The organism is Pseudomonas sp. RA_105y_Pfl2_P56, from assembly GCF_963970845.1.
Lineage (GTDB): Bacteria > Pseudomonadota > Gammaproteobacteria > Pseudomonadales > Pseudomonadaceae > Aquipseudomonas > Aquipseudomonas baetica_A.
Window position 1 is genome coordinate 1 of record NZ_CAXAPL010000108.1, and the last position, 1052, is coordinate 1052.

A 1052-nucleotide genomic window follows, 5' to 3' on the forward strand; every position below is an offset into this window, starting at 1 on the left:
GTTTTCGGTTCGGCCGTAGTTGAATTCGACAAGATCGACAGCGCTCCAGAAGAAAAAGCTCGCGGTATCACCATCAACACCGCGCACGTTGAGTACAACTCGCTGATCCGTCACTACGCTCACGTTGACTGCCCAGGTCACGCTGACTATGTGAAGAACATGATCACCGGTGCTGCTCAAATGGACGGCGCTATCCTGGTTTGCTCGGCCGCCGATGGTCCGATGCCACAAACCCGTGAGCACATCCTGCTGTCCCGTCAGGTAGGCGTTCCGTACATCGTGGTTTTCCTGAACAAGGCTGACCTGGTAGACGACGCAGAGCTGCTGGAACTGGTTGAGATGGAAGTTCGCGACCTGCTGTCCACCTACGACTTCCCGGGCGATGACACTCCAATCATCATCGGTTCGGCTCGTATGGCGCTGGAAGGCAAAGACGACAACGAGATGGGCACCACTGCCGTCAAGAAACTGGTTGAGACTCTGGACAGCTACATCCCAGAACCAGTTCGTATGATCGACAAGCCGTTCCTGATGCCAATCGAAGACGTATTCTCGATCTCGGGTCGCGGTACTGTTGTGACCGGTCGTATCGAGCGCGGTATCGTTCGCGTTCAGGATCCGCTGGAAATCGTTGGTCTGCGTGACACTACTGTTTCCACCTGCACCGGTGTTGAAATGTTCCGCAAGCTGCTCGACGAAGGTCGTGCTGGCGAGAACTGCGGCGTTCTGCTGCGTGGCACCAAGCGTGACGACGTTGAGCGTGGTCAGGTTCTGGTTAAGCCGGGTTCGGTTAAGCCGCACACCAAGTTCACTGCAGAAGTTTACGTTCTGAGCAAGGAAGAAGGCGGTCGTCATACTCCGTTCTTCAAGGGCTACCGTCCACAGTTCTACTTCCGTACAACTGACGTGACTGGTAACTGCGAGCTGCCAGAAGGCGTTGAAATGGTAATGCCAGGTGACAACATTCAGATGACTGTTACCCTGATCAAAACCATCGCGATGGAAGACGGTCTGCGTTTCGCTATCCGTGAAGGCGGTCGTACCGTCGGCGC

Annotated in this window: 1 protein-coding gene; it reads left to right on the top strand. The window is 55.3% G+C overall.

The annotated features are described in order from the left end of the window. On the top strand, window positions 1–1052 hold a 1052-nt coding region (tuf, locus tag AACY11_RS28265), incomplete at both ends, for an elongation factor Tu (protein WP_339496332.1).